Raw genomic sequence first — 1738 nt, 5'->3', positions numbered from 1 at the left:
CTGTTGGAGGCGCAGGGTGAGTTTGTCCCGTTCGCCCTGCGGGAGCAGCTCCGCGACCGGCTTGCGATCGAGGCTGGGGCTGGGGCTGGGGCTGTCGGTGTTGGTGGCGGGCTCGAGCGGTGTGTGAGCGGGTTTGGTGGGAGGTGCCTGCGGGGCCCGTTGATTCTGCGGTGCCTGCGGTGCCTGCGGGGCGGGCGGGGTCGCGGGATCCGGGGTTCCGGTCTGGGGGTGCCGTGCGTGTTCGGCGTTGTGCGACATCAGGTGCTGTTTCCCTTCGCGTGGCGTCGGTTCAGTGCCCACGGTGCGTGGCCGTTGTCGTCGGGGGACTTGGGGGGATCAGAGGACTGCGGGCTGTCCCGGTCGGGGGCAGGGTCGGCCGGCTGTTCGGTGATCAGTGCCTCGAAGAGGCTTCGGGCTTCGACCATGGCTTCCCGCATTTCCTCGGTGCCGCTGTGGCCGCGGGCGGCCGTGTGCATGCTGCGGTAGCCGCGGACGTGGGCGGCGTGGTGGACGGAGAGGGCGGCGAACTGCTCCTCGAACTGTTCACCGGGGAAGCCCCGGTCCTTCGCCAGGCGGCCGAGGAGTGCGTCCGCCTCGGTGACGGCCTTGTGCGGCGAGTCGACGAACTGCTCCTGAACGCCGACCCATTGAGCCGTGTACTGCGCGCGGGCCTCGGGTGACAGCGGTTGTTCCGTGAGGGAGCCGTGCTGCTTGACGCGCTCGCCGAGTTCCCGCTCGGCTGCCTTGGTGTCGCCGTTGTGGTCGGCGACGGCACGGTCGTACTCGGGTCCGAAGCGGTGCTTCAGCCCGCGCCCGCCGCCGTCCCGGATGCGGCCACGCCCGGCGACGAGGACGGCGACCGCCGCGATGACGATCACGGCGATGATCACGATGGTGAGCATGGCTGCCTTCTCTGGCTCTGGGCTCGTAGGGTGTTCGGCCTCATTGCCTTTCCCGTCACTTCCTGTCGGCTGATTCCGTGTTGGCCTGCCGGGTGGTGTCCACGGGACGTGGACACCACCCGGGGCGTTTGTGGTCAGTGCCTGAAGGCGTCCTTGGCCTTGTCGCCGGACTGCTTCAGGTTTCCGGAGACCCGGTCGGTCCTGCCTTCGCGCTGCAGGCGCCTGTTGCGGGTGGTGCGGCCGATGCGTTCGGTGACCCGGCCCTTGAATGCCTGGGTCTTGTGCTTGATCGTCTGTCCGACGCTCATGGTTGTCCTCTGCTCGTTCGCTGGATGGGCTCCCGCGCGTGATCGCCGTACGGGCCGTGGTTCGCGCGGGAGGGAGAGCGCGCTGGTGTGGGCTATCCGCGACTGCGGCTGTACCGGCGGCCACCGCCACGCCTGCCACCGCCGCGCCTGCCACTGCTGCGCCCGCGCTTCGCGAAGCCGACGATCCAGACGAGCAGGAGTACGGCGGCGACCCACCAGAGGGCCTGCATGGTGAAGCCGAACCCGAACACCACCAGGATCAGCAGAAGGAGAAGAATCCACAGGATCATTGCCGGGCCTCCAGATCGCGGGAAGTTCCTGAGTTCCGCGGGGTCCGGGCGAAGCGGGAAGGTGGAATGCGTCGCCCGAGTGATCCGGAGTGGCATAGCCCTACGCCGTGCTGTCAGTCAACGCCCGACGACTTCCCTTGTCAACGCGGGGTCCGCACGGGGGAGTTCTGCGAGCCGGGCAGGGGCCGCTGGGACAAACGGAGCCTCGGCGGGGGCTTCGGCCGGCTCGGCCGGCGGC

Annotated in this window: 3 protein-coding genes and 1 pseudogene; all 4 read right to left on the bottom strand. The window is 69.4% G+C overall.

Annotation, left to right across the window (positions count from 1 at the left end; genetic code table 11):
• A pseudogene (locus GAS53_RS57530) lies at positions 1 to 258 on the bottom strand (hypothetical protein); the annotation flags it as partial.
• A complete protein-coding gene (locus tag GAS53_RS54780; RefSeq protein ID WP_151485288.1) occupies positions 258 to 902 on the bottom strand; it encodes a hypothetical protein in 645 nt (214 codons plus the stop codon). The gene GAS53_RS54780 and the pseudogene GAS53_RS57530, both read right to left, overlap by 1 nt.
• Positions 903 to 1036: 134 nt before the next feature.
• The gene (locus GAS53_RS54775) at positions 1037 to 1210 is read right to left on the bottom strand and encodes a CsbD family protein (protein WP_151485287.1); all 174 of its coding nucleotides are present in this window, start codon (positions 1208 to 1210) and stop codon (positions 1037 to 1039) included.
• A gap of 92 nt (positions 1211 to 1302) precedes the next feature.
• Positions 1303 to 1500, bottom strand: a complete 198-nt coding sequence (locus tag GAS53_RS54770) for a hydrophobic protein (protein ID WP_192583733.1) — start codon at positions 1498 to 1500, stop codon at positions 1303 to 1305.
• Positions 1501 to 1738: the final 238 nt, after the last annotated feature.

It is taken from the genome of Streptomyces albicerus, from assembly GCF_008905045.1.
Classification (GTDB): Bacteria; Actinomycetota; Actinomycetes; order Streptomycetales; family Streptomycetaceae; genus Streptomyces; species Streptomyces albicerus.
Note: the sequence above shows the minus strand (reverse complement) of the source record. Positions and strands in the feature narration are given on the sequence as shown.

Bases quoted from the DNA above. Each gene is read 5' to 3' on its own strand.
- GAS53_RS54770 (WP_192583733.1), bottom strand. From the start codon at position 1,500: ATGATCCTGTGGATTCTTCTCCTTCTGCTGATCCTGGTGGTGTTCGGG.
- GAS53_RS54780 (WP_151485288.1), bottom strand. From the start codon at position 902: ATGCTCACCATCGTGATCATCGCCGTGATCGTCATCGCGGCGGTCGCC.
- GAS53_RS54775 (WP_151485287.1), bottom strand. From the start codon at position 1,210: ATGAGCGTCGGACAGACGATCAAGCACAAGACCCAGGCATTCAAGGGC.